This window comes from Komagataeibacter diospyri, from assembly GCF_043995075.1.
GTDB classification, from domain to species: Bacteria; Pseudomonadota; Alphaproteobacteria; order Acetobacterales; family Acetobacteraceae; genus Komagataeibacter; species Komagataeibacter diospyri.
This window is the reverse complement of sequence record NZ_CP171836.1, coordinates 2,026,887-2,050,602: the sequence shown is the minus strand read 5'-3', so window position 1 is coordinate 2,050,602 and position 23,716 is coordinate 2,026,887. Positions and strand designations below refer to the sequence as shown.

Here is a 23,716-nt window from a genome sequence, read left to right as displayed (position 1 = left end):
CCCGGCCGGTGGTCCGCATCCTTGGCATTGACCCCGGCCTGCGGTTTACCGGTTGGGGGGTCGTGACGGCGCAGGGTAACCGGCTGAGCCACGTGGCCGATGGTGTGATCGCCACCGATTCGGCATGGAGCGTGCCCGAGCGCCTGCGTCACCTGCATGATGCGCTGCTGGAACTGGCCCGTAACTTCGCCCCGGATGAAGCCGCGGTCGAGGAAACCTATGTCAACCGCAACGGGGCCGCGACGCTGAAGCTGGGTTACGCCCGTGGCGTTGGGCTGCTGGTGCCGATGCTGCTGGACATTCCCGTATCCGAATACGGGGCGAAAACGGTCAAGCGCGCCGTGGTTGGCACCGGGGCCGCGACAAAGGAGCAGGTCAGCATGATGGTCCGTCGTATCCTGCCCACGGCCCTGCTGAAGCGCGCGGATGCCGCGGATGCGCTGGCGGTCGCCATCTGCCACGCGCACCATCGCGCCAGCGCAGCCCACATCGCCAACGCGACGAGGATGGCATGATCGCGCAACTGCGTGGCCTGCTGGCGCAGGTGGAGGCGGATCGTTGCGTGATTGACGTAAATGGCGTCGGCTATCTGGTACAGGCGTCCAGCCGCACGCTGGCCGTCCTGCCACAGCCACCGGAACTGGCGTGCGTGCTGGTGGAAACCGTGGTGCGCGAAGACGCCATCCTGCTTTACGGTTTTGCCGAGGCGTCGGAGCGGTCATGGTTCCGCCTGCTGACCACCGTGCAGGGAGTGGGGGCCAAGGTGGCGCTGGCTATCCTGTCCGTCCTGCCGCCGCCTGACCTGATGGTGGCCATTGGCGGAGGGGACAAGGCCATGCTGACCCGTGCGGGCGGCGTAGGCGCGCGCCTGGCCCAGCGCATCGTGACCGAACTGCGTGACAAATGTGAAGGCATGCCCACGGGCGCACCGGCGGGCAGTGTGGTGCCGGGCGTGACCATTACCGTGCCGACGCAGCGCAGCATCGCGGCGGATGCGTTGCTGGCGCTATCCGGCCTTGGCTTCCGCCGGGCTGAAGCGCAGCCAGTAGTGGAACGCGTGATTGACCGGCTGGAAGGCAGTGCCGACCTGGATGTCGTGATCCGTGACGCGCTGAAGGAGCTGGCCCGATGAGCGAACAGCCCGAGCGTGAGATCGACGCCCGCCGGGGCGAGGAAGACGGCAACGAAGGTTCGTTCCGCCCCCAGACGCTTGACGATTTTACCGGCCAGAAGGCCAGCCGTGAGAATCTGGCCATTTTCATCGCTGCCGCGCGGCAGCGTGGCGATGCGCTGGACCATGTGCTGCTGCACGGGCCGCCGGGACTGGGCAAGACCACACTGGCGCAGATCGTGGCGCGTGAACTGGGCGTGGGCTTCCGCGCGACATCGGGGCCGGTGATCCAGCGCGCTGGGGATCTGGCCGCGATCCTGACCAACCTGCAGCCGCGCGACGTGCTGTTCATTGACGAAATCCACCGCCTGCACCCGTCCATCGAGGAAGTGCTGTACCCGGCGATGGAGGATTTCCAGCTTGATCTGATTATTGGGGAAGGGCCTGCCGCGCGCTCGGTGCGGATTGATCTTGCCCCCTTTACGCTGGTGGCCGCCACCACGCGCGCGGGTCTGCTGGCGACCCCGCTGCGTGACCGGTTTGGCATTCCGCTGCGGCTGGTGTTCTACACGCCTGAAGAACTGCGCCAGATCGTGACCCGTGGCGCGCGCAAGCTGGAATTCGACCTTACACCGGAGGGGGCGGAGGAAATCGCCCGCCGTTCGCGTGGCACGCCACGCATCGCGGGCAGGCTGCTGCGCCGGGTGAGAGATTTCGCCGCCGTGGCGCGCGCGGGCAGCGGGCCGGTTGACCGGGCGCTGGCCGATGCTGCGCTGTCGCGTCTGGAAGTCGATTCGATGGGCTTGGATGGCATGGACCGCCGCTATCTGCGCCGTATTGCCGAATATCACCATGGCGGTCCGGTGGGCGTGGAAACGCTGGCGGCCGCCCTGGCTGAAGCACGCGATACACTTGAGGACGTGATCGAGCCTTACCTGATTCAGGAAGGGCTTGTGCTACGGACAAGCCGCGGGCGCATGCTGGGCGAACGGGGCTGGCGGCATCTTGGGCTGCAGCCCCCCGCCCGCACGCCTGGACAGGGTGACCTGCTGGGGGATGACTGATGGTGGAACATAATATCGATTTCCGTATCTATTATGAGGATACGGACGCGGGTGGCGTGGTCTATCACGCCCGCTATCTTGCGCTGGCGGAACGCGCCCGCACGGAAGCCATCCGCGCGCAGGGGCAGGCGGCGTCCGACCTGCTGGCCGATTACGGGCTGGCCTTCGTGGTGCGGCATGCGGCCATCGACTACCGTGCACCGCTTCGGCTGGATGATATCGTGCGTATCACGACTCGCCTGACCGAACTCGGGGCGGCAAGCTGTCGGCTCATGCAGGATTTCCACCGCGTGGATGGGGCTGGCGATCTGGGATGCGGATCGCTGGATGTCCGTCTGGCCTGCGTTCGCGCACAGGATGGGCGCGCTGCCCGATTTCCGCCGCGATGGCGTGATCTGTTACGCGAACTCGTGGCCTGAGCCAGACGGAGGCATGCAGTCTGCATGTGCTTTTCGTGCCATGGGTTGACCGGGATGCAAGGCTGTGCGGAAAGCGGGTTGGCCGCGACTTGCTAAAGGGGCAAGTTTCGTGTTTGTGCGAACGGTCAAGGTGGGCAGGAGGTATATTTGGACCAAGCGGTTAACGCGGCGAATCTGGGCGCTGCAGCGGGTGATCTGTCGATGTGGGCGTTGTTCATGCACGCATCGATTGTCGTTAAGCTGGTAATGATTGGCCTGGTGACCTGCAGTGTGATTGTGTGGGCAATCATTTTCGACAAATTCACGACTGTCCGCCGGATCAACCGGCAGGCGAATGATTTTGAGGAACGCTTCTGGGCCGGTGGCAGCCTTGATGACCTGTACGAATCCGATGGCGCCAAGCCGGTCCACCCGATGGCCGCCGTATTCGGTGCGGCCATGGGGGAATGGCGGCGTTCATCGCGCATTACCGGCATCGACCTGGTGCATGGTGGGGTGCAGGATCGTGTCAACCGCGCCATGGCCATTACCATTACGCGTGAAATGGACCGCCTGAACCGGTGGGTCATCTTCCTCGCCACCATCGGACCGGTGGCACCGTTCATCGGCCTGTTCGGCACGGTCTGGGGCATCATGCATGCCTTCGGGTCGATCGCGGCGATGCACAACACCAACCTGTCCGTCGTGGCCCCCGGTATTTCCGAAGCCCTGTTTGCAACCGCCATCGGCCTTGTCACGGCCATTCCTGCGGTGATCGCCTATAACGTGATCAGCAACAGCATGGGCGTGTTCGAAGACCGGCTGGACGCCTTCGGCACCGAATTCGCCGCCATCCTGTCGCGTCAGTCCGAAGAAAGGGGTGCGTGACCATGGGGGCAAGCCTGAGCGACCTGCGTGGACGCCGGCGCAAGCGGCGGCCCATGGCGGAAATCAACGTCACCCCCCTGGTTGACGTGATGCTGGTGCTGCTCATCATCTTCATGGTGACGGCACCAATGATGACCAGTGGCGTGAACGTGGACCTGCCCAAGACGGACGCGGCCCCGGTCAATACGGACACCAAGCCGATTACCGTCTCTATCCGGTCCAATGGCGACCTGTATCTGGGGGATGATCCCGTCTCGCCGGACCAGCTGGTCGACCAGTTGAAGGCGGCGGCCCAGAATGACCGTGAACACCGCATTTTCGTGCGCGGGGATTCCCATATCGATTATGGGCGTGTGATGCAGATCATGGGCCAGATCACGGCAGGTGGCTTTACGCACGTGGCTCTGCTGGCACAGCAGCCGCCCGGTGGCCATTAAGCTGAACCTGATACCGGGAGCCGTCTGATCGTGGTGCCACCGCGTCGTTCCGAACGTGTCCTCATGCGGCGTTCCGTCATTGTGTCGGGCGGGCTGCATGTCGCACTGCTGCTGGCCGTGCTGCTGCGGATGCCGGTGCCGGTTCCCAGGGAACCGCCGCCGCCACCCACGATCGAGATGGAATTCGCAGCCGATACCGGTACGTCCACCCCGCACAAGGGTGACAAGCCAGCACCCAGGCCCGCCCCGGCGCCCGCGCCGGTCAGGCAGGATGCGCCCCCTGCGCCCACCCCACCGGAAAAAGCACCCAATGAGGAAGCGGCCCCGCCGCCGCCGCCTCCGCCCCCCATGCCACCGCCGCAGCAGGCGCCCAGGCCGGTACCCGACGCGCCAACGCCCCCGCGTGAACAGCAGCCCTCGCCCGATGCGGTAAAGCTGCCGCCCACGCTGGCCAAGGCTGCCCCGGCACAGGCCCATGCCCCGGTGCCCCCTTCGGCCCAGCCGGACCCGACGGCCGCGCCCAAGGTGCAGGAGAAGTCAAGCACGACGCAGCCCAATGAGGCGAAGAAGCACGTGCCTGATACGCATTCCCTGCTGGCGACGCTGGATGCGTTCCGCGCGGACCAGAAGCAGACCCATCCGCCCAAGGCGCGGCCCAACCCGCAGCAGGGAGGCGCGCCGGATGGCGGCGGAACACCGGATGGGGATATCACCAGCGCGCTGAACGCAACGCAGCAGAAGGCAATCGGCAATTCCGTGCGGCGCTGTTATTCGGAAGATACGGCCGCGCGTAATTATGCCCAGTTCGTGGCGCATCTGGTTGTGACAGTGGATGAAACGGGCACGGCGCGGCTGGTGGAATTTGCTCCCCAGACACAGGCGCAGATGGCGTCGGACCCGTCCTACCGCGCGCTGGCGGAACGTGCGCGTGATGCGGTGCTAAGCCCCACCTGTGCCAAACTGCCCATTCCGCAGAACCTTCTGGGCCAGACCAGGCAACTGAAATTCGTATTCCGTCCCTGAGATAAAGTGGACGAAGGCGAGGAGAGGAAAATGACGTCAAGCGTAAAGCCATTGATTCCCGATGATGATGCCGATCGGCTGGCCGCGGCCTTTGGCCGTCGCGGTTTCATGGGGGCTGGTGTGGCCGGGGGCCTTATGGCCACGCCGCTGTTTGCCGCGGGTGTCGCCCACGCGCAGGCGGGCGATGCCGAAATCACGGTGGACCAGGCCCGCACGGCACCCATTCCCATTGTCCTGCCTTCGCTGGGCAGTGGTGTGGCGCAGCAGATCACGGATGTCATTTCCGCTGATCTGGGAAATTGTGGCCTGTTCCGTCCCATCAGCGCCAGCATGCCGCAGGGCACGCCTGATTTCGGCAGCTACAAGTCCATGGGCGCACGCGCAGCCATGACCGGCAGGGTCATGGACCAGGGCGGCAGCCTGCGGGTGGAATTCCGCCTGTGGGATGTCGTGACCGGCAAGCAGATCCAGGGCACGGCCTATACCGCATCTGCCCAGGACTGGCGTCGCATCGCGCATGTGATTGCTGATGTGATCTATGGCCGCCTGCTGGGTGAGCAGGGATATTTCAATTCCCGCATTGCCTATATCGCCCGTTCCGGCCCGCGCGCGCGCCAGACCACCCGGCTGGCCATCATGGATCAGGACGGGGCGGACAGCCGTTACCTGACCAACGGGCAGTGGCTGACGCTGACGCCGCGTTTCAATCCGGCAAATAGTGAGCTGGCATTCATGTCGTATGCCAACTATAGGCCGCGTGTTTACCTGTTCAACCTGAATACCGGACAGCAGAGACTGCTGGGTGATTTTTCAGGTATTTCCTTTGCGCCCCGTTTCGCCCCGGATGGACGTTCCGTGGTCCTGTCGGTCACGCGTGGTGGCGGGTCGGATATCTATACCGTGGACCTGGCCACGATGGCGCGGCGGCAGCTTACGTCCTCCGGTGCGATTGACACCAGCCCGTCCTATAGCCCCGATGGGTCGCAGATCGTCTTCAACTCCGATCGTGGCGGCTCTCCGCAGCTTTATATCATGAGTGCTGCGGGCGGCGACGCGAAGCGGATTTCCTATGGCCACGGGCATTATGGATCCCCGGTCTGGTCCCCGCGTGGCGACCTGATCGCGTTTTCACGTATTGCCAATGGCAGTTTCTCGCTGGGGGTCATGGCCCCCGACGGAACGGGGGAGCGGATCCTGACGCAGGGCTTTACGGTGGAAAGCCCGACTTTCTGCCCCAATGGCCGTGTGCTGGCCTTCTGTCGCCAGAGTTCGGCAGGCAGCAATGGTGCCGGATTTGCAACAGGTATCAATACAATTGATATTACCGGCTTCCATGAACGGGCCCTGCCGGCGGGCAGTGCGTCCGATCCGACATGGTCGCCGCTGAACAAGTAATTCTTTCAATGTGTTGGGCAGATAATATTCCGCTACCTAATCATTTAACAAATGGCGGGTATGTGTTTGTCCAACATTGACTGTGGCCGGATTTTATCTCTATGCTAGCGGCGGTTTCCAGCGATCGCGAGTTTCTGTTTGGACAGTTTGTTTGGCAGGGCGCAACGAGACTCGGGACCGTTCTATATTTAAATCCGGAAATTCAACAAATGGTTTCAAGCAATGAAACCGATCCAGGATCAAAAGTAATGAAACTGAAGCTTCTCGGTGCGGCCGGCATGGCCCTTTTTCTCGCTGCCTGTTCCGATCATGCGAACAAGAACGTGAACACGGGCGCCGCCACGCAGCAGGTCGGCCCGGCCCCGGGCAGCGAGGCTGACCTGGTTGCAACCGCTGGTGACCGCGTGCTGTTCGCGCTGAACCAGAACACGCTGTCGAGCGATGCGAAGGCAACGCTGGACAAGCAGGCAGCCTGGCTGGCCAAGTACCCGCAGGTACACGTGCAGATCGCTGGTAACTGCGATGATCGTGGCACGGAAGAATACAACATCGCGCTGGGTGAACGTCGTGCCAACGCGGCGCATGACTACCTGGTGGCAAAGGGTGTCGATGCATCGCGCATCACCACCATTTCCTATGGCAAGGACCGTCCGACCGCTGTTGGCGATGACGAAGCGTCCTGGGCCCAGAACCGTAACGCCATCACGGCGGTACAGTAAGTTTCTGCCCACGCTTTTTATGGCGTGACAGTTATGGAACCGGCCGGGCGCTTATCGCTCGGCCGGTTTTGTTTTAGGTATGCATGTCTTGTGTTTCAAAGGGTTTGGTCCATGCAGTCTGTGATGTCATGTTTCCTTTCGGTCCCCGCCCTGTGCCGACGGTGGGGCAGGGTGGGCGTGCTGGCCGGTGGGGTCTCGCTGGTGGGCATGGGGCTGGCGCAGGCTGCTGACAATAGCGGCAATCTGACCCTGCAGCTGCTTGACCGCGTCAATGCGCTGGAAGACCAGACGCGGGAAATGCGCGGTCAGATCGACCAGTTGACCAATCAGGTCCAGCAGCAGAACGCAACCATGAACAAGCAGATCGAGGACATGAACTTCGCCATGCAGCATGGCCATGGCGGTGCTGGTGCCAGTACCGTTGCCCCGCCTGCCACCGCAGCGGCTGCGGCCCCGGCCGCTGCATCTGCCAAGCGCACGCCTGACGAAGTGCTGAAAGCCGGAAATGACGCGCTGCTGAAACAGGATTACGCCACGGCGCAGGCTGATGCACAGCAGGTTCTGTCCGGTCCCAAATCGCCCCGACAGGTGGATGCCCAGTATCTTCTGGCCCAGTCACTGGCGGGGCAGAAACAGTATCGTCAGTCGGCGCTGGCCTATTATGACGCCTATAACCGTGCGCCGCACGGCCAGCGCGCACCCAGCGCCCTGCTGGGGGTGGCAGCGACGCTTGTGGCGCTGAATGACAGGGCATCGGCCTGTCAGGCGCTGGACAAGCTGTCCAGTGAGTTTCCTGAACCCGCCGCCCGTATCAAATCCGCCGAACAGGTTTATCGTAAGCGCGCCAAGTGTAGCTGACCTGCGGCAGGGCGCTGGTGCTTTCGGCTGAAGCGGTTAATCCGTCGCATTTTTCTGCCATGATGGTGGCCCTTGGCCCATGGCCGGGTCAGGGCGTGCCAGTTGCGGTTGCCGTATCGGGGGGGGCGGACAGCATGGCGCTGGCCATTCTTGCGCGGCAATGGCGGCGTGATGTGGTTGCGCTGGTGGTCGATCATGGCCTGCGTGCCGAATCCCGATCCGAAGCCGTGCAGACCCTGGCCCGGCTGTCCACGCTTGGCATCCCCGGTCTCCTGCTGTCCCTGACGGGGCTGGTGCGCGGTCCCCGCATGGCGGAACGTGCCCGGCGCATGCGCTATCAGGCCCTGTTTGCCGCCTGTCGCGAAATCGGGGCGCTGGACCTGCTGGTGGCCCATCATGCGGGGGATCAGGCTGAAACGGTCATGATGCGCAGGCGCGCCGCCAGTGGGAATGACGGACTGGCGGCCATGGCGGCTGAGATTCCTGTAACCGATGTGCGGCTTGTCAGGCCCTTGCTGGGAATTCCCAAGTCTGCCCTGTATGCCACCGTCCGCGCGGCAGGGGTGGCATGGGTGGAAGACCCGTCAAACCATGACCTGCGTACGGAACGGGCGCGTGCGCGGCAGGCGCTGGCGCATGATGGGGCGCACGCCGCGCAGTTGCTGGCCGGGGCCCGGCACGCAGGGGCAGGGCGTATGGCGCGTGATGCGGCGGATGCGCGGTGGCTTGCGGCCCATGCGCGGTTCCATTGCGGGGGCTGGGTGGTGCTGCCGGCGGGGCTGGCGTCCGCACGACTGCTATCCGCCCTGATCGGCGTGATTGGGGGACGGGATTACCCGCCGGGGCGCGAGGCTGTCGAAAGACTGGCCCATACGCCCCGGCCCGCAACCCTGGCGGGTGCGGCCATCATTCCGTGGCGTGATGGGCAGTGGATCATCGCGCGTGAGGAATCGGCGCTTGCGCCCCCCATACCTGCCCGCGCGGGCATTATATGGGATCGGCGCTTCGTGCTGCGGACGCACGCCGTGATGCCGGGGTGGACCATGGGGGCAGCTGGGGCCGTGGCGTCATGGTGGCCTGCCGGCCGGTCGCGTTCCATCTGGCCCGCGCGCGTGTTGCGCACGCTACCCGCGCTGTGGCATGATGGACGGGTAATGGCCGTTCCGCATATGGGGCTGTGCACGCAGGATTGCGTGGCCGATGCAGTTTTTGTGAACCAGCCACCCCATCCCGTGCTGCCCGGAGCCATGTTTTGTGCTCCCGATGACGGACCTTCTGATCCATTGTCATAAAAGGTGGCGGATTGGGGGTGTGAATGTCCCTTGATCGTCCTATGTATGTTAGGACGTAGTGAACGTGGCGTCTGTTCGTCTGCCCGCGTGGGGTGATGACGAAGGGGCCAGCGCATGGAACAGTAGGCAAGATGAACAATTTCGGCCGCAACCTGGCCCTGTGGGTTATCATCATCGTCCTGTTGCTGCTGCTGTTTAACGTTTTCCAGCCGGGAAGCGTGCAGCACGCATCGCAGCAACTGGCGTATTCCGATTTCATCGGAGACGTGAACAGCGGACATGTCCGGTCTGTCGTGGTGCAGGAACATAATATTACCGGCACGTTGACGGATGGCACCTCGTTCGACACGTACGCGCCGCAGGACCCGACCCTGATTTCCCGCCTGACGGACAAGGGGGTGGAGGTCGCGGCCAAACCGCTGGAAAGCGACACGAACCCCTTCCTGCGTTACCTCATCAACTATGCGCCGCTGCTGCTTATGGTGGGTGCCTGGATCTTCATCATGCGCCAGATGCAGTCCGGTGGCGGGCGCGCCATGGGATTTGGCAAGTCGCGTGCGCGGATGCTGACCGAAAAGCAGGGCCGCGTAACGTTTGACGACGTGGCCGGCATTGATGAAGCCAAGGGCGAACTGCAGGAAATCGTCGACTTCCTGCGTGATCCGCAGAAATTTACCCGCCTGGGTGGCAAGATCCCGAAGGGCGTGCTGCTGGTCGGTCCTCCCGGCACCGGTAAGACGCTGCTGGCCCGCGCCATCGCGGGTGAGGCGAACGTGCCGTTCTTCACCATTTCCGGTTCCGACTTCGTGGAAATGTTCGTGGGTGTGGGGGCGTCGCGTGTCCGTGACATGTTCGAACAGGGCAAGAAGGCTGCGCCCTGCATCATCTTCATTGACGAAATCGACGCTGTCGGCCGCCACCGTGGCGCGGGCCTTGGCGGCGGGAATGACGAGCGCGAGCAGACCCTGAACCAGATGCTGGTCGAGATGGACGGGTTTGACAGCAATGAGGGCGTGATCCTGATTGCTGCGACCAACCGTCCCGACGTGCTGGACCCCGCCCTGCTGCGTCCCGGCCGTTTTGACCGTCAGGTCGTGGTGCCCAACCCCGATGTGGCAGGCCGCGAAAAGATCCTGCGTGTCCATATGCGCAAGGTACCGCTGGCATCCGATGTGGATCCCAAGGTCATTGCCCGTGGCACGCCCGGCTTCTCTGGCGCGGATCTGGCCAACCTTGTCAATGAAGCGGCCCTTATGGCGGCCCGGCTTGGCAAGCGTACTGTCGCCATGCTGGAATTCGAGAATGCCAAGGACAAGGTGATGATGGGGGCCGAGCGCCGGTCCCTGGTCATGACCGAGGACGAAAAGAAGATGACCGCCTATCATGAAGGTGGTCATGCGCTGGTAGGCATCCTGACCCCCGGTTCCGACCCGGTTCACAAGGCGACCATCATTCCGCGTGGGCGTGCGCTGGGCATGGTGATGAGCCTGCCGGAAAAAGACCGTTATTCCGAAAGCAGGTCATGGTGTATCGGCAAGCTGACGCTGGCCATGGGTGGACGTGCGGCTGAGGAAATCATCTTTGGCCCGGACAATGTATCTACCGGCGCTTCAGGCGACATCAAGATGGCGACCGACGTGGCCCGCCGCATGGTGACCGAATGGGGCATGAGCGAAAAGCTGGGCATGGTGGCCTATGGCGGTAACGGACAGGAAGTGTTCCTTGGTCACAGTGTCACGCAGAACAAGAACGTGTCCGAGGAAACAGCCCGCGAGATCGATAATGAGGTCCGCAAGCTGATCGACGCCGCATACGATCGTGCCCGTAGCCTGCTGCTGGAACATATTGACCAGCTGCACCGTCTGGGTAGCGCCCTGCTGGAATATGAAACCCTGACGGGTGAGGAAATCCGGCAGGTACTGCGTGGCGAGAAGATCGAGCGCGTGGTGGTGGATGACCCGATGCCGGAAAACCGGCGTCCGTCCGTGCCGCCTTCGGCCCCTTCCGCCCCGGTGGCGCCGCTGCCCGCGCCGGAAGGTGGCGGTGGAGTCGGCACGGCGCCGGCTGGCTAGGACATTTGATCTGGACGGAAGAAGATGGCGGGGTGGCCCATGGCTGCCCCGCCATGTTTGTATCTGAAGCATAAGGAATTGTTTGAAATAATCCCTTGATAGGAAAGTAATAAAAGTTTTTGGGTGCCGCCTTTTTTTAATAAAGGCGGCATTGTCCGAAGCCGTTAGAACCATTCTTGGGATAAACCGGTTTCCGAAAAATGCTTTCCCGGATACCCGCATTGACAGGATGATCATGAACGACTGGCTGATTGAACCCCTTGCCCTGCTGCATGGGCAAGCCGCCCGGCAGGCCGTGGCGGCTGGTCTGGCCCGCTGGCTGGCGGGGGGGGCATCCGCCTATACGCTGGCGCGCCTGTGGGGTGGGGGGAAAGACGGACATATCTTTCCGGTTCGCGCCATTCCTGCACAATGGGCGGGGGTTGTGGACAGGGTCAGCACGGGATTTCCTGATGCCGGTCTGCCGCCCGGGCCGCAGGTAATGGGAATCATCAATGTCACCCCCGACAGTTTCAGCGATGGGGGACGGCATTACTGCGTTGCCCCCGCGCTGGAATCCATACAGGCGATGTATGCGGCCGGATGCCGGATTGTTGATATTGGCGGCGAAAGCACCCGTCCCGGTGCCCCGCCGGTGACCGCGGAAGAAGAATGGCGGCGTATCGGGCCGGTTATCCATGCGGTGCGGGAATGCACTGTCCTTGATGACCTGCTCCTGTCCATTGATACGCGACAGGGCATGGTCATGGACCGTGCGCTGGGGGCAGGGGCCAATATCATCAATGATGTCTCGGCCCTGACATATGATCCGGCGGCGCGTGGCGTGGTAGCGCGGCATGGCTGCCCGGTCATGCTCATGCACATGCGCGGCACGCCTGCAACCATGCGTGACCATACGGCCTATGATGATATTGCGGTGGATGTAGTGCGTGAACTGTCGCAGCGGGTGGACGAAGCGGTGGCCGCCGGTATCGACAGGACGCGCATACTGGTTGATCCCGGTATCGGTTTTGCCAAGACGGTGGAGGGCAATCTGGACCTGCTTGCCCGCCTGCCGTTGCTGGCCAATCTGGGCTGTCGGGTGGTGCTGGGCGTTTCACGCAAGCGCATGCTGGGTGAAATCTGTGACCAGCCGGATGCGGCCCGTCGTGATCCGGCCACCATTGCCGCCAGCCTGCCGGGACTGGTTTTTGCAGGCACCGTGCTGCGCGTTCATAACGTTACGGCCATGATGCAGGCCATGCGGGTCTGCCAAGGGCTGGATCGTCACTGACAGGTAAGGTAGGTCGGTGTACGACCTGAATGCATCCGGAGATCCCCAGTAATGGTAAAAACAAGAAAGCTGTTCGGTACTGATGGAATTCGGGGCACCGCCAACCGTTTTCCCATGACGGTCGAAGTGGCACAGAAGCTGGGACAGGCTGCCGGCCTTCGCTTCATTCAGGGGACGCATCGCCATAGCGTACTGCTGGGCAAGGATACGCGCCTGTCGGGGTACATGATCGAATGTGCGCTGGTGTCGGGTTTCCTGTCGGCGGGCATGGATGTGACGCTGGTGGGACCAATGCCCACACCTGCCATTGCCATGCTGACCCGTTCGCTGCGCGCGGATCTGGGGGTCATGATCTCGGCGTCGCATAACCCGTATGGTGATAACGGCATCAAGCTGTTCGGCCCGGATGGTTTCAAGCTGTCGGATGAGACGGAAGCCGGGATCGAGGCGGCGATGGGTTCCGACCTGACCCACATGCTGGCGGCCCCGGACCAGATCGGTCGCGCATCCCGTCTGAATGACGCGGCGGGACGGTATGTGGAAAACGCCAAATCATCGTTCCCGCGCGGGCTGCGGCTGGACGGACTGCGTATCGTGATCGACTGCGCCAATGGCGCGGCCTACCGTGTGGCACCTACGGCATTGTGGGAACTGGGGGCAGAGGTTGTGCGGATCGGGTGTGACCCCGATGGCATCAACATCAACGAAGGCTGTGGCTCAACCCGGCCCGAAGCCCTGTGTGCCGCCGTGCTGCGGCACCGCGCGGATATCGGCATAGCCCTTGATGGGGATGCCGACCGGGTACTGATTTCCGATGAAAAGGGCCGTCTGATCGATGGTGATCAGATCCTTGCCCTGATTTCCAAGTCATGGGCGCGGCAGGGACGACTGTCCAGCCGGTATATCGTGGCGACCGTCATGTCCAACATGGGGCTGGAGCGTTATCTGGAAACACAGGGGCTGGAACTGGTCCGCACGGCGGTGGGTGACCGTTACGTGGTCGAAAAGATGCGTGAACTCGGCGCTAATATCGGTGGCGAGCAGTCAGGGCACATGGTTCTGTCCGATTTCGCCACGACGGGCGACGGGCTGATCGCCGCCCTGCAGGTACTGGCGGAAGTGGTTGAATCCGGCCGTCCCGCCAGTGCGGTCTGCCGCATGTTCAAACCCTATCCCCAGCTTTTGCAGAATGTCCGCTTTGCCGGAAAAAGCCCGCTGCAGGACCCGCAGGTGCACGAAGCGTGCAAGGCCGCGGAAAAACGCCTGGGGGAACGCGGCCGGCTGCTGCTGCGTGAAAGCGGGACTGAACCGCTGGTGCGCGTGATGGCGGAAGCGGAAGATGAAGTGCTGGTGAAAGAAGTGGTCGAGGATATGTGCGACGCAATCAACGCGATCCAGATGGCGGGCTGATCCATGCGTGGGCGTATCCTTATCATGGCAGGCAGCGATAGCGGGGGCGGAGCCGGTATCCAGGCGGATATCAAGACCGTCACCATGCTGGGTGGTTTCGCCATGACCGCCGTGACGGCGCTGACCGCGCAGAATACCTTGGGTGTGCAGGAAGTGATGCCGGTATCGCCCGCTTTCATAATCGCGCAGATGCGCTGCGTCATGGATGACCTGGGCGTGGATGCGTTCAAGAGCGGCATGCTGGATCGTCCCGAAGCGATCGAAGCCATCGCCAGTGTACTGATGACCTCCGCTGATATTCCCTACGTCCTTGACCCGGTCATGGTGGCGAAGGGGGGGGCGGCGTTATTGCAGGACAGTGCGCTGTCTACCCTGAAATCGCGGCTGTTGCCGCTTGCATCCGTCCTGACCCCCAACCTGCCGGAAGCCGAGGCCCTGCTGGAACGACGGATCGGGAACCGGGCGGAAATGATTGCTGCAGCATACGACCTGCTGGTTCTGGGACCGCGTGCCGTATTGCTCAAGGGTGGGCATATGGAAGGGGATGAACTGGTGGATGTGCTGCTGGAACGTGGCGGCGTAGCGGAAGAATTCGTGACCCGGCGCATCCATACCCGCCATACGCATGGAACCGGTTGTACGCTGGCCAGTGCGATTGCAACCGGCCTGGGGCAGGGCATGCCCCTGCGTGATGCGGTAGTACGGGCACGTGCCTATGTGCAGCAGGCAATTGCCGGGGCTCCCGGTTATGGTGCGGGGGCTGGGCCACTGGACCATACGGCTGGAATGACGATGTGGGGATATTAATATTTAATTAATAAAGCGAATGGTATTAATTCATAATCGTCATAACAGGAGAGTAATATATTATCAACTTTAGGTTGTCCTAAATTTACAATGCACTTATAGGTGGTTTTGTTGTAAAATATCTACTGGATGGTCGATATGCGGATCCTGCTTGTTGAGCCTGTTGCACGAAAAGCCGAAGAGACCACCCGGCATATGGAAAAAGGTGGATTTACAGTCGATCATGTCGATACGGGGCATGATGCGCTGGGCATGCTGAAATCGTACAATTACGATCTTGCTGTTATTGATGTCCGGCTTCCTGATTTGGATGGGTATGAAGTCCTGCGCATCAGCCGGGCCGCACGTGTACCCACCCCGGTGCTGGTCCTGTCGGAAGAACGGACCGCCATGGCCAAGGTAAAGGCATTTTCCATCGGTGCGGATGATTATGTGACACGTCCCTATGAATCCATGGAACTGACCGCACGGATGCAGGCGGTCATCCGGCGATCAAAGGGGTATAGTGAACCAACGCTGCGCGCGGGGGAGCTTGAGCTGAGTCTGGACAGCCGGGAAGTCACGGTCCATGGCCAGAATGTACACCTGACCGGCAAGGAATACATGATCCTGGAGCTGTTGCTGCTGCGCAAGGGCATGGTGCTGACCAAGGATGCCTTCCTTAATCACCTGTATGGCGGCATGGATGAACCGGAAATGAAGATCATTGACGTCTTCATCTGCAAGCTGCGCAAAAAACTGCAGATGGCAGGGGCAGGGCAGCTTATCTCCACCGTATGGGGACAGGGTTACGTCCTGCGTGATGAAGGCAGTCCGCTTGCAGTGCCCCCTGAACAGGCCAAGACGCATGCAGCGGTTTTCTGACCGCGGCATGGCTGTCGCTGGATGACTTTCTGGCACCTCGTGCCTTAAAAAAGGCATGGATAACAGTTGAATCTGGTAGTAATTAAAAAAGGCAGGCCACCGTATGGTGAGCCTGCCTGAGTTTTAAAGTGATGATTCGATATGCGATGCCCCCATCGCCCTGCTGTTATTGCATTGGTGTTCCACCCCCGGACATGAGATAAATCAAAGTCGGTCGGAATAATGCATATGTTTTTTCTGTCACATCTTTATTCCGTTTCGCGCATGGGACAGGATGCGGGAATTAACAGGATGGAAACAGGCAGAATGTCGATGGGACACAGGAAAAGGTTCAGGAACCTATACACTGGCGGCGCATTGCTGGTTGCGGCGGCTGGTGGCCTGACGGCGTGCGAAAGCGTGCATGACCAGATTGTGGACAAGGAAAACAGCCTGGCTGCGGCAGGGTTTGTCGCCCGTCCCGCCAATACGCCGGAACGTCAGGAAATGCTGCAGAAACTTCCCCCCAATCGGTTTCTTCAGAAATCGTTCGGGGATCACATGCTGTATGTCTATTCCGACCCCAAGGTATGTAATTGCCTGTATGTCGGTAACCAGGCGGCCTATGGACGGTACATGTCCTATGTGCAGGCCCAGAACCTGGCAGACCAGCAGCAGATGACCGCCGATATGTACCAGGATGCTTCATGGAACTGGGGCATGTGGGGCTGGGGTGGCGGCTGGGGCGGCCCATGGGGTGGCGGCTGGTGGTAAAGGGTAAGGTACATCCGTGTACCGCACCTGTTCAGTGATATTTCACACTATTTTGGGGCGGTGGTCGGCATAGACCACCATTTGCCACGCTTCGCGTGTACCCAGCCGGTGCGGGTGGGCATGGGCGGGGGGCAGGAGATGCCCCTCGCTTGCGGCAATTTCCACGCCGCAGCCAACACAGCGATAAATGCCGGAATGGGGTGCTACGGTACGAGGGGGATGGATCTTGTCGAATTCAGGATCGGTCCACGTATCAACAAACTGTGCGGACTGGTAAAGGGCCATCCCGTTCTCCATAGTTTCCCATATCGGTTGCCAGGAACTGTCCAGCCTGCCAACAGGGCTGTTAAAACAACCTTTAGCATGCATGTTATGTTATACCACCATCTTCGGTCATCCGCCTTTCCGGTAACTGAATGCAACATTCCGGATGGGCATGTTGCGCAGGTTATGGAACGGTTCGCGACGGTCGGAGTATAAGGCAGTATATTATTTAAATTCGTGTAATACTAATTCCCTGAATGCAGGGTCAGTGACTGGTCAATGGTCTGGGTAACGATTGCGTTCAGGCCGCCATGCGCGGCAGTCCACTGGAATGGATCGGCATCATTGTTGAATGTCGGGTCAAGCTGGTCATTGGTGACCGTGCCATAAACCTGAAAATACATGTCGGGACGGGCCGGGATGGTATCCATTGTCCATGTCCAGTCATCGGACAACAGCGCCATCGCACCAATGTGCGCGCAGGGGTGGGCACGGGACAGGGTCGTTGCCGTTGTGGTCATGAGGGCCGCCTGCGGACGGTGATAATCGCCGTCCCCCCCGATATCTTCCATCTGTAACTGGCGACGGCGCGCTTCTTCCGCTGGTGTGACGTTCCGCCATCCATCCCCGTCCGGGGCGGCGTGGGCACGATCCAGCGGGTCGGATGCAGGCCCGAAGGCATGCCCGGCATAGCTGAACGCTGTGCCCGCAGGTACATGGATCGGGCCACGCGCTGGCGTATCCTGTACAAAGGCGTTTTCCACCGCGTGCTGTTCCAGGCACAGCTCGATTTCGCCACCTGCCCGTGCGGGCCGGGCCGACAGGACCGCGCAGGCCATGCCGACATATGCAGCGGTAAGGCAGGCTGTCCGTAGCCGGTCAGGCAGGCAATGCCGCTTTCCTGACCGGAAAGCGGCATATGACGTAAGCATGCAGTGCATGAAAACGACCGGAAACGACTGCGTATCAGTGGGCAGCGGATTTCTTGCCGCTACCCTGGCCTTCGGGGGAGCCGACCATGTCTTCGGATACGAAGCGGATGCTGTTCTGTGCTTCCTGCAGTGCGCTGTCGGCGCCCTTGGTGTCCTTGCCTGCCAGCAGGTTGGATGCACGGTAGACATCGCCCGCGCTGGCGTCGAGCGGGGCGATGGCCAGGACGAAGTCAACATCCACGGCCGCAACCTGCAGGTTCTGCGCCGCCTGTGCGGTCTGGCCCTTGTTCAGGCTGGTATTGGCGGACGCCACGGCCGAACCCTTGGTGGATGTGGGCTCAAGGTCCTCGGTCACGATATATTCGCCATCAACCGGCAGCCACGCGACAGGCTGGGTGGAAGCCGCGGCGGAGGGCGCGGGCGTGCCGGCCGGGGCCTTCCTGGGCGGGGTCAGCTGGGCTTCCGCCTTCATGAACACCTTGTTGTCGCTCTTGGCGCGGGTCAGGGCATTGTTGGCGTCGGTCAGCAGCTTTGCCGCACCGGCAGGGTCGTTATTGGCCAGTGCGGTACGGGCCATGGCGATGTCGTCAAATGCACGGCTGCCATCCGCCGACAGCTTGGCGAAGTCACGGTTGACGGCACGACCGTTGGAAGGGACGGCATGGGCAACACCCAGCGCGGTTCCCATCATCAGGGCTGCGGCAGGCAGTAGGGCGAATTTCTTCATGGTTCATACTCCGGTCTCTGTCACCGCATCATCGCGCGGCGCCAGATGTAACAAAAGATGTAGCAACGCAATGCCGCTGCCCTGTCTTCGCATGTCAGGCCTGACCGGGCGCAATCGGTGTAAAATGCGGTATGGTCATGTTTCCGCCATGCGTTAGTATGAAACGGTGTCGTTCCCGTCTGGAACGGACCTGTCTATCAAGGAATGAACCATGTCTGAATGTACAACCAAGTGCCCTTCCAAGTCCCCTTGCCTCAAGGGCATCCTGGTTCTTGGCGCGATCGCCGGTGTCATCGCGTATTTCCTTAAGAAGAAGAAGTGCAACGGCTGATCCGCCGTAATGTCGTGCCGGCCATGCCCCATCGGGGCGTGGCCGCGCGCGGCACGCCATGCCAGCAGGCGGATGGCGCGCCGTGACGCAGCAGCCTGCGCACCGCCGTATCATCCATGTAGACATGGATGCATTCTATGCTTCGGTTGAACAGCGCGATGACCCGGCCCTGCGGGGCAGGCCCCTTGCCGTAGGGGGACTGGGCCGCCGTGGGGTGGTTGCCGCAGCCAGTTACGAAGCCCGTCGTTTCGGTGTCCGTTCGGCCATGCCGTCCGTGACCGCGCTACGTAAATGCCCTGACCTGGTGTTCGTGCCACCGCGCTTTGATGTCTATCGCGCCGTCTCGGCACAGGTTCATGACATCTTTTCGCGTTTTACCCCGCTGATCCAGCCGCTTTCGCTTGATGAAGCCTATCTGGATGTCACCCGTCCTTTGCTGCCCTATCCATCCGCCACGGCAATTGCACAGACCATTCGTGACCTGATCCGCGCGGAAACGGGGCTGACCGCATCTGCAGGCGTGTCCTACAATAAATTCCTGGCCAAGCTGGCGTCGGATTATCGCAAACCGGACGGGCAGTTTGTCATAACGCCGCGTATGGGGGGCGATTTTGTGGCGGCCCTGCCGGTGGAAGAATTTCACGGCATCGGCCCGGCCACGGCGGCGCGGATGCATGCGCTGGGCATTCGCACGGGACTGGACCTGCGGCAGCAGCCACTGTCCCGCCTGCTGCGGCATTTTGGCAAGGCGGCAGATTTCTATTATGGCATCGCGCGCGGAATCGACGAACGCCCGGTCGAGGTCAATCGTCCGCGCCGTTCGGTGGGAGCCGAAAAAACATTCGAAGCCGATATCCATGACTGGCCCATGGCACGCGATATTGTGGTGGACCTGTCGGCACGTGTCTGGGACCGCTGCACGTCCCGCAGCCTGACGGGCGTTACCGTGACAGTAAAAGTAAAATACAACGATTTCCGCCAGATCGTGCGTGGGCGCACGGCGGAGGAGCCAGTGCATGACGCAATCGATCTTACGGATCGGGCACAGGCATTGCTGGCCCCCTGCTTTCCTCCGCCACGGGGCATAAGGCTACTGGGCATTACCGTATCGGGACTGCGCACCCGCGATACACAGCCTGCGCCCCGGCAACTGGCACTGTTCGGGTAAAGGAAAATGCTACCTTTTTGAAAAAAAGGCGGCATCCATGAACTTTTATCTGTCTAAGGGCATGATGGCGTTCTTTTCGTTACGGCGTGCATATGAATTCGTCAGATCGTTCGTCATGTGAAAGGATGGTACCTGTATCGATAACAAACAGGATGCAGGAAAAGCCTAGATGGTAGAATCCACACGGGTCATTATGGTTTCGGGTGCCGCACGTGGCATGGGAGCCGCCATCGCCCGCAAATTTCATGACGAGGGCTGGTGTGTCAGCCTTGGCATGCGTACCCCCCACATGCCTGCATGGGCGGATGGGGAGCGTGTGCTGGTTTCCAGCTATGATGCCCTTGACGCCACGACCGAAGCGGCATGGGTAGCCGAGACACAGGCCCGTTTCGGACGGATTGACGCTGTCGTGGCCAATGCGGGCATCGGGACATGGAACAGCGTCATCGACATTTCCGAACGTGATATGAACGACATGCTGGAAGTCCATATCAAAAGCCCCCGCAGGCTTGTGGCCGCCGCATGGGACCAGTTGGTGGCCTGTGGACAGGGGCGGGTGATCGTGATTGGTTCACTGTCCAGCAAACGTGTCTATGATGCGGATTCGTGAGCCTATGCCGTGTCCAAATTCGGGTCGCTGGCGCTGGCCCACGCCATCCGGCATGCAGGTTTTGACCATGGCATCCGCGCTACCGTCATCTGCCCGGGATTCGTCAAGACGGACATGGTGGCTGGCATGATGCCGGACCTGAAAATGACCCCGCCGGAGGAAATCGGCCGTATTGCCCATTTCCTTGTCACATCGCCCAACGAGGTCAGCATTTCCGAAGTGCCGGTCAACTGCCGGGCAGAAGAAAGCTTCTGACCCGGCAGCCCGCACAACGTCCGCCGCGTTCCGTCGCAGCCGTTCAGGCAGGCGGATAGGCGGGCAGGGGGGCGGGACGCAGGTCGGCGGGCAGGTATAACGGATGTTCCGGCCGGCCCGAACGGCGGCTCAGGCGCATGGCGCTGACGGTAATGCCGTGCTGCTGCAGCATCCGTACCACTTCCGGCCCCCGCGGCAGCAGGCTTTTGATCTGGGGGGAGCCATAGGCGGCGATCACCAGATCGGCCCGGCGCGCCATTTCCAGCAGGTGACGGTCATTATCGGGGCCAACCGGGTCGGGCACTTCCGTCAGGCGTTTCTGGTCGGTGCAGCGATAGGCGAACGTATTGCCCACCAGCAGCGTGCCGTATCCCCATGCACGTGCATAACGCTGGCACTTGGCCACGGTGCGGTCGTCCCCGTCCTCGGTCGCGACCGAAGGGTTCATCATGAGCCACATGACAGCGGGACGGTCCGCATCCCACGTGCGGGTCAGTTCGTAACGGTAACATCTGTCCCGGCCGCCATAGACGGCATGGCTGACCACATCATCGGCCAGGCGCAGCGGACGGGAAGACCCCACATGGTGGGTGGCAGACGGCTTGGTATCCATGGCCGTATTCATACGCATGGCCGCGTGAAGGTCTACCCCATGCGGCCATGCATCATCCTATCGGACGGAAAACTGTCTTTCGAAAAGCTTCAGGAAGAATGCCGCCTTTTTAAGAAAGGCGGCATCCAAAAATTTTATTATTTTTTATCAATGATCTGTCTTGAAACGAGTCCTCAGCGTGGCGTGCCGATCTTGTGTGGGGCAACCATGATTTCACGCCCCTTGAGCATGCCATCCCAGTACAGCGCCGGCATGACCCATTCCTTCAGCATCCATGCCAGATGCGTGGGCTTCTGGCCATTGAGCAGCCATGTCGGCAGGGTCGGCTCCAGCTTGCCGCCATAACCGAATTCCGCCAGCACGATCTTGCCGCGTTCGACCGTCAGCGGGCAGGCGCCGTAACCGTTGTAATCGGCGACGGCAGGCTTGTGGTCCAGCGTGGCCAGCACGTTGACTGCAACCACCGGGGCCTGCACGCGCACGGCTGCCGCCGTCTTGGCGTTGGACGTGCCGGCAACATCACCCAGCGCGAAGACGTTTTCGTATTTTGTATGCCGCAGGGTGGCGGGATCAACCGATACCCAGCCGCCTTCACCCGCCAGCGGGCTGTTGCGGATCACATCCGGCGCGCGCTGGGGCGGGACGACATGCAGCATGTCGAATTCCGTCTCGGTCGTGGTCTTGGTTCCGTCTTCGGCTACGTTGGTGAAGGTCGCGACCCGGTTCTTGCCATCCACCTTCGTCAGGTTGGATTTCAGGCGCAGGTCGATGTGGTAGCGCTGGATGTATTCCATAAGGGCCGGCACGAATTCCTTCACCCCGAACAGCCCCGGCGTGGCGGTGTGGAAGGAGACGTTGATATTGTCGGCCAGCCCCCGCTTGCGCCATGCGTCACAGGCCAGGTACATCGCCTTCTGCGGGGCGCCTGCGCATTTGATGGGCATGGGTGGCTGGGTGAATATGGCATTGCCACGGCCCAGCGTCTGCACCAGTTGCCATGTGTAGGGGGCAAGATCGTAACGGTAGTTGGATGTCACACCGTTGCGGCCCAGCGTTTCGTTCAGCCCCTCGATTGCGTCCCAGTCCAGCGTCAGGCCGGTGGCGACAACCAGCACGTTGTAGCGGATGGACGACCCGTTCGACAGGTGGACAAGGTTCGATTCGGGTTCAAACCCGGTCGCCGCCGCCTGCACCCAGTCGGCACCCGCGGGGATCAGCCGCTTTTCCGAACGGCGCGTCTGGGACTGCTTGAATACCCCGCCGCCCACCAGTGTCCAGCCCGGCTGGTAGAAATGTGATCCCGACGGCTCGATGATCGCGACCGTGATACCGCCCCGACGCCTGAGGATGCTGGCAGCCGTGGACAGGCCGGCCGCCCCGCCGCCTACCACGACAACATCATAGGTCAGCCCGTGTGCGGGGCTGGACAGGTTCGGGGCGGCTGCGTCGGTATCTGTCATGAAGGGTCTCCGTAACTCAGAATGAATGATCGGCTGTAATCGGCTGCGGCAGGGATGTCATGAGCCGCTGACCGGAATTTTGATATAACTTACACCATTGTCTTCCGGTTCGGGCAGGTGCCCGCCACGCATGTTGACCTGCACCGAAGGCATGATCAGGTTTGGCAGCGACAGCGTGGCGTCGCGTGCGGTACGCATCGTGACGAATGTATTTTCATCCACGCCGTCATGAACGTGGACATTGTCGCGCCGTTCCGCGCCGATTGTGGTTTCCCACGCATATTCATCGCGTCCCGGCGCCTTGTAGTCATGGCACAGGAAAACACGGGTTTCATCGGGCAGGGAAAGCAGCCGCCGGATGGAATGGTACAGCGTGCGGGCATCGCCACCGGGAAAATCGGCGCGCGCGGTGCCGTAATCGGGCATGAACAGCGTATCACCGATGAAGGCGGCGTCCGAGATCACATAAGCCATGTCCGCGGGTGTGTGGCCAGGCACATGCATGGCGATGACGGGAAGTGAACCCAGCATGAACTGCGTCCCGTCGCTGAACAGGCAGTCGAACTGCGACCCGTCGCGCGCGAAGCGTGTGCCCGCATTGAACATTTTGCCAAAGATGTCCTGCACGCGGATGATGGATTCCCCGATGCCCAGCTTTCCGCCCAGCCGTTCCTGCAGCCACGGCGCTGCGGACAGATGGTCGGCATGGACGTGGGTTTCCAGCAGCCATTCCACCTTCAGCTTTTCCGCCGTCACGTAATCCACGATTTCCTGCGCCATGGCGTGGTCGGTGCGGCCGGATGCGGGGTCGTAGTCCATCACGCTGTCCACAACGGCGCAGGCCATGGTGGCCGGATCATGGACGACATGTGTGGCAGTGAAGGTCGGATCGTCAAAAAACGTCCTGACAACAGGCATATGGCCTGTGGCGCGGCATGTTGTGATCTGGCTGGTGGCGGCCGCGATGACAGGGTCGGTCATGGAATATTTTC

General features: G+C 61.5%; 24 protein-coding genes and 1 pseudogene. 19 read left to right on the top strand and 6 right to left on the bottom strand.

The features are described 5' to 3' along the window. Positions 1-8 precede the first annotated feature (8 nt). The 17 genes from ruvC (at position 9) to ACE2AA_RS09570 (ending at position 16,364) form a co-directional block, all read left to right on the top strand. Complete coding sequence (ruvC, locus tag ACE2AA_RS09650; RefSeq protein WP_141261104.1) at positions 9-515, top strand: crossover junction endodeoxyribonuclease RuvC; 507 nt, start codon at positions 9-11, stop codon at positions 513-515. Continuing rightward, on the top strand, positions 512-1,132 hold the full coding sequence (ruvA, locus tag ACE2AA_RS09645) for a Holliday junction branch migration protein RuvA (RefSeq protein WP_141301244.1): 621 nt from the start codon (positions 512-514) through the stop codon (positions 1,130-1,132). Before ruvC ends, ruvA begins: the two co-directional genes overlap by 4 nt. Continuing rightward, entirely contained in the window at positions 1,129-2,175 is a 1,047-nt protein-coding gene (gene ruvB, locus ACE2AA_RS09640) for a Holliday junction branch migration DNA helicase RuvB (protein ID WP_395369593.1), read from the top strand. Before ruvA ends, ruvB begins: the two co-directional genes overlap by 4 nt. Then, the gene (locus tag ACE2AA_RS09635; protein WP_141261098.1) at positions 2,175-2,594 is read left to right on the top strand and encodes a YbgC/FadM family acyl-CoA thioesterase; all 420 of its coding nucleotides are present in this window, start codon (positions 2,175-2,177) and stop codon (positions 2,592-2,594) included. The genes ruvB and ACE2AA_RS09635 overlap by 1 nt, the downstream gene beginning before the upstream one ends. 201 nt (positions 2,595-2,795) lie before the next feature. Then, on the top strand, positions 2,796-3,461 hold the full coding sequence (gene tolQ / locus ACE2AA_RS09630; protein WP_141261204.1) for a protein TolQ: 666 nt from the start codon (positions 2,796-2,798) through the stop codon (positions 3,459-3,461). Positions 3,462-3,463: 2 nt separating this feature from the next. Next, entirely contained in the window at positions 3,464-3,898 is a 435-nt protein-coding gene (gene tolR / locus ACE2AA_RS09625; RefSeq protein WP_010515144.1) for a protein TolR, read from the top strand. 30 nt (positions 3,899-3,928) lie between these two features. Continuing rightward, on the top strand, positions 3,929-4,921 hold the full coding sequence (locus ACE2AA_RS09620) for an energy transducer TonB (RefSeq protein ID WP_395369591.1): 993 nt from the start codon (positions 3,929-3,931) through the stop codon (positions 4,919-4,921). Between the two features lie 30 nt (positions 4,922-4,951). Beyond that, a complete protein-coding gene (gene tolB / locus ACE2AA_RS09615; protein WP_141261095.1) occupies positions 4,952-6,316 on the top strand; it encodes a Tol-Pal system beta propeller repeat protein TolB in 1,365 nt (454 codons plus the stop codon). 248 nt (positions 6,317-6,564) lie between these two features. Further along, entirely contained in the window at positions 6,565-7,035 is a 471-nt protein-coding gene (gene pal / locus ACE2AA_RS09610; protein ID WP_141261093.1) for a peptidoglycan-associated lipoprotein Pal, read from the top strand. A gap of 111 nt (positions 7,036-7,146) precedes the next feature. After that, positions 7,147-7,893, top strand: coding sequence for a hypothetical protein (locus ACE2AA_RS09605; protein WP_141261091.1), 747 nt, complete (start codon positions 7,147-7,149; stop codon positions 7,891-7,893). Between the two features lie 17 nt (positions 7,894-7,910). Further along, a complete protein-coding gene (gene tilS / locus ACE2AA_RS09600; RefSeq protein WP_395369589.1) occupies positions 7,911-9,185 on the top strand; it encodes a tRNA lysidine(34) synthetase TilS in 1,275 nt (424 codons plus the stop codon). 131 nt (positions 9,186-9,316) lie between these two features. Then, entirely contained in the window at positions 9,317-11,257 is a 1,941-nt protein-coding gene (gene ftsH / locus ACE2AA_RS09595) for an ATP-dependent zinc metalloprotease FtsH (RefSeq protein ID WP_025439397.1), read from the top strand. A 235-nt stretch (positions 11,258-11,492) separates the two neighbouring features. Then, positions 11,493-12,530 carry a dihydropteroate synthase gene (gene folP, locus ACE2AA_RS09590; RefSeq protein ID WP_395369587.1) on the top strand — a complete coding sequence of 346 codons (1,038 nt, stop codon included), beginning with the start codon at positions 11,493-11,495 and terminating at the stop codon, positions 12,528-12,530. Positions 12,531-12,581: 51 nt separating this feature from the next. After that, positions 12,582-13,940, top strand: coding sequence for a phosphoglucosamine mutase (glmM, locus tag ACE2AA_RS09585; RefSeq protein WP_395369585.1), 1,359 nt, complete (start codon positions 12,582-12,584; stop codon positions 13,938-13,940). Positions 13,941-13,943: 3 nt separating this feature from the next. Continuing rightward, positions 13,944-14,747, top strand: coding sequence for a bifunctional hydroxymethylpyrimidine kinase/phosphomethylpyrimidine kinase (thiD, locus tag ACE2AA_RS09580; RefSeq protein WP_141261081.1), 804 nt, complete (start codon positions 13,944-13,946; stop codon positions 14,745-14,747). Positions 14,748-14,885: 138 nt separating this feature from the next. Continuing rightward, a complete protein-coding gene (locus tag ACE2AA_RS09575; protein ID WP_141261079.1) occupies positions 14,886-15,611 on the top strand; it encodes a response regulator transcription factor in 726 nt (241 codons plus the stop codon). 312 nt (positions 15,612-15,923) lie between these two features. Next, positions 15,924-16,364 carry a hypothetical protein gene (locus tag ACE2AA_RS09570; RefSeq protein WP_395369583.1) on the top strand — a complete coding sequence of 147 codons (441 nt, stop codon included), beginning with the start codon at positions 15,924-15,926 and terminating at the stop codon, positions 16,362-16,364. A 42-nt stretch (positions 16,365-16,406) separates the two neighbouring features. Here ACE2AA_RS09570 and ACE2AA_RS09565 read toward each other — a convergent pair whose 3' ends face one another. From ACE2AA_RS09565 to ACE2AA_RS09555, 3 genes are all read right to left on the bottom strand, one after another. Further along, positions 16,407-16,649 carry a hypothetical protein gene (locus ACE2AA_RS09565; protein ID WP_193557671.1) on the bottom strand — a complete coding sequence of 81 codons (243 nt, stop codon included), beginning with the start codon at positions 16,647-16,649 and terminating at the stop codon, positions 16,407-16,409. A 224-nt stretch (positions 16,650-16,873) separates the two neighbouring features. Then, on the bottom strand, positions 16,874-17,467 hold the full coding sequence (locus ACE2AA_RS09560; protein ID WP_395369581.1) for a hypothetical protein: 594 nt from the start codon (positions 17,465-17,467) through the stop codon (positions 16,874-16,876). Positions 17,468-17,594: 127 nt separating this feature from the next. Further along, positions 17,595-18,287 (bottom strand): YfdX family protein, encoded by a 693-nt coding sequence (locus tag ACE2AA_RS09555; protein WP_141261073.1) that lies wholly within the window; start codon positions 18,285-18,287, stop codon positions 17,595-17,597. Between the two features lie 413 nt (positions 18,288-18,700). Between ACE2AA_RS09555 and dinB the strand changes: the two genes are divergently transcribed. Further along, positions 18,701-19,786 (top strand): DNA polymerase IV, encoded by a 1,086-nt coding sequence (gene dinB, locus ACE2AA_RS09550; RefSeq protein WP_395369579.1) that lies wholly within the window; start codon positions 18,701-18,703, stop codon positions 19,784-19,786. A 169-nt stretch (positions 19,787-19,955) separates the two neighbouring features. Continuing rightward, positions 19,956-20,651 (top strand): annotated as a pseudogene (locus ACE2AA_RS09545) (SDR family NAD(P)-dependent oxidoreductase). 43 nt (positions 20,652-20,694) lie between these two features. On the opposite strand, the gene ACE2AA_RS09540 reads toward ACE2AA_RS09545, so the two are convergent. From ACE2AA_RS09540 to ACE2AA_RS09530, 3 genes are all read right to left on the bottom strand, one after another. Further along, complete coding sequence (locus ACE2AA_RS09540) at positions 20,695-21,264, bottom strand: DUF1643 domain-containing protein (protein WP_395369577.1); 570 nt, start codon at positions 21,262-21,264, stop codon at positions 20,695-20,697. A 173-nt stretch (positions 21,265-21,437) separates the two neighbouring features. Then, positions 21,438-22,724, bottom strand: a complete 1,287-nt coding sequence (locus ACE2AA_RS09535) for an FAD/NAD(P)-binding oxidoreductase (RefSeq protein ID WP_141261065.1) — start codon at positions 22,722-22,724, stop codon at positions 21,438-21,440. 57 nt (positions 22,725-22,781) lie between these two features. Further along, entirely contained in the window at positions 22,782-23,705 is a 924-nt protein-coding gene (locus tag ACE2AA_RS09530; protein ID WP_395369576.1) for an MBL fold metallo-hydrolase, read from the bottom strand. Positions 23,706-23,716 lie beyond the last annotated feature (11 nt).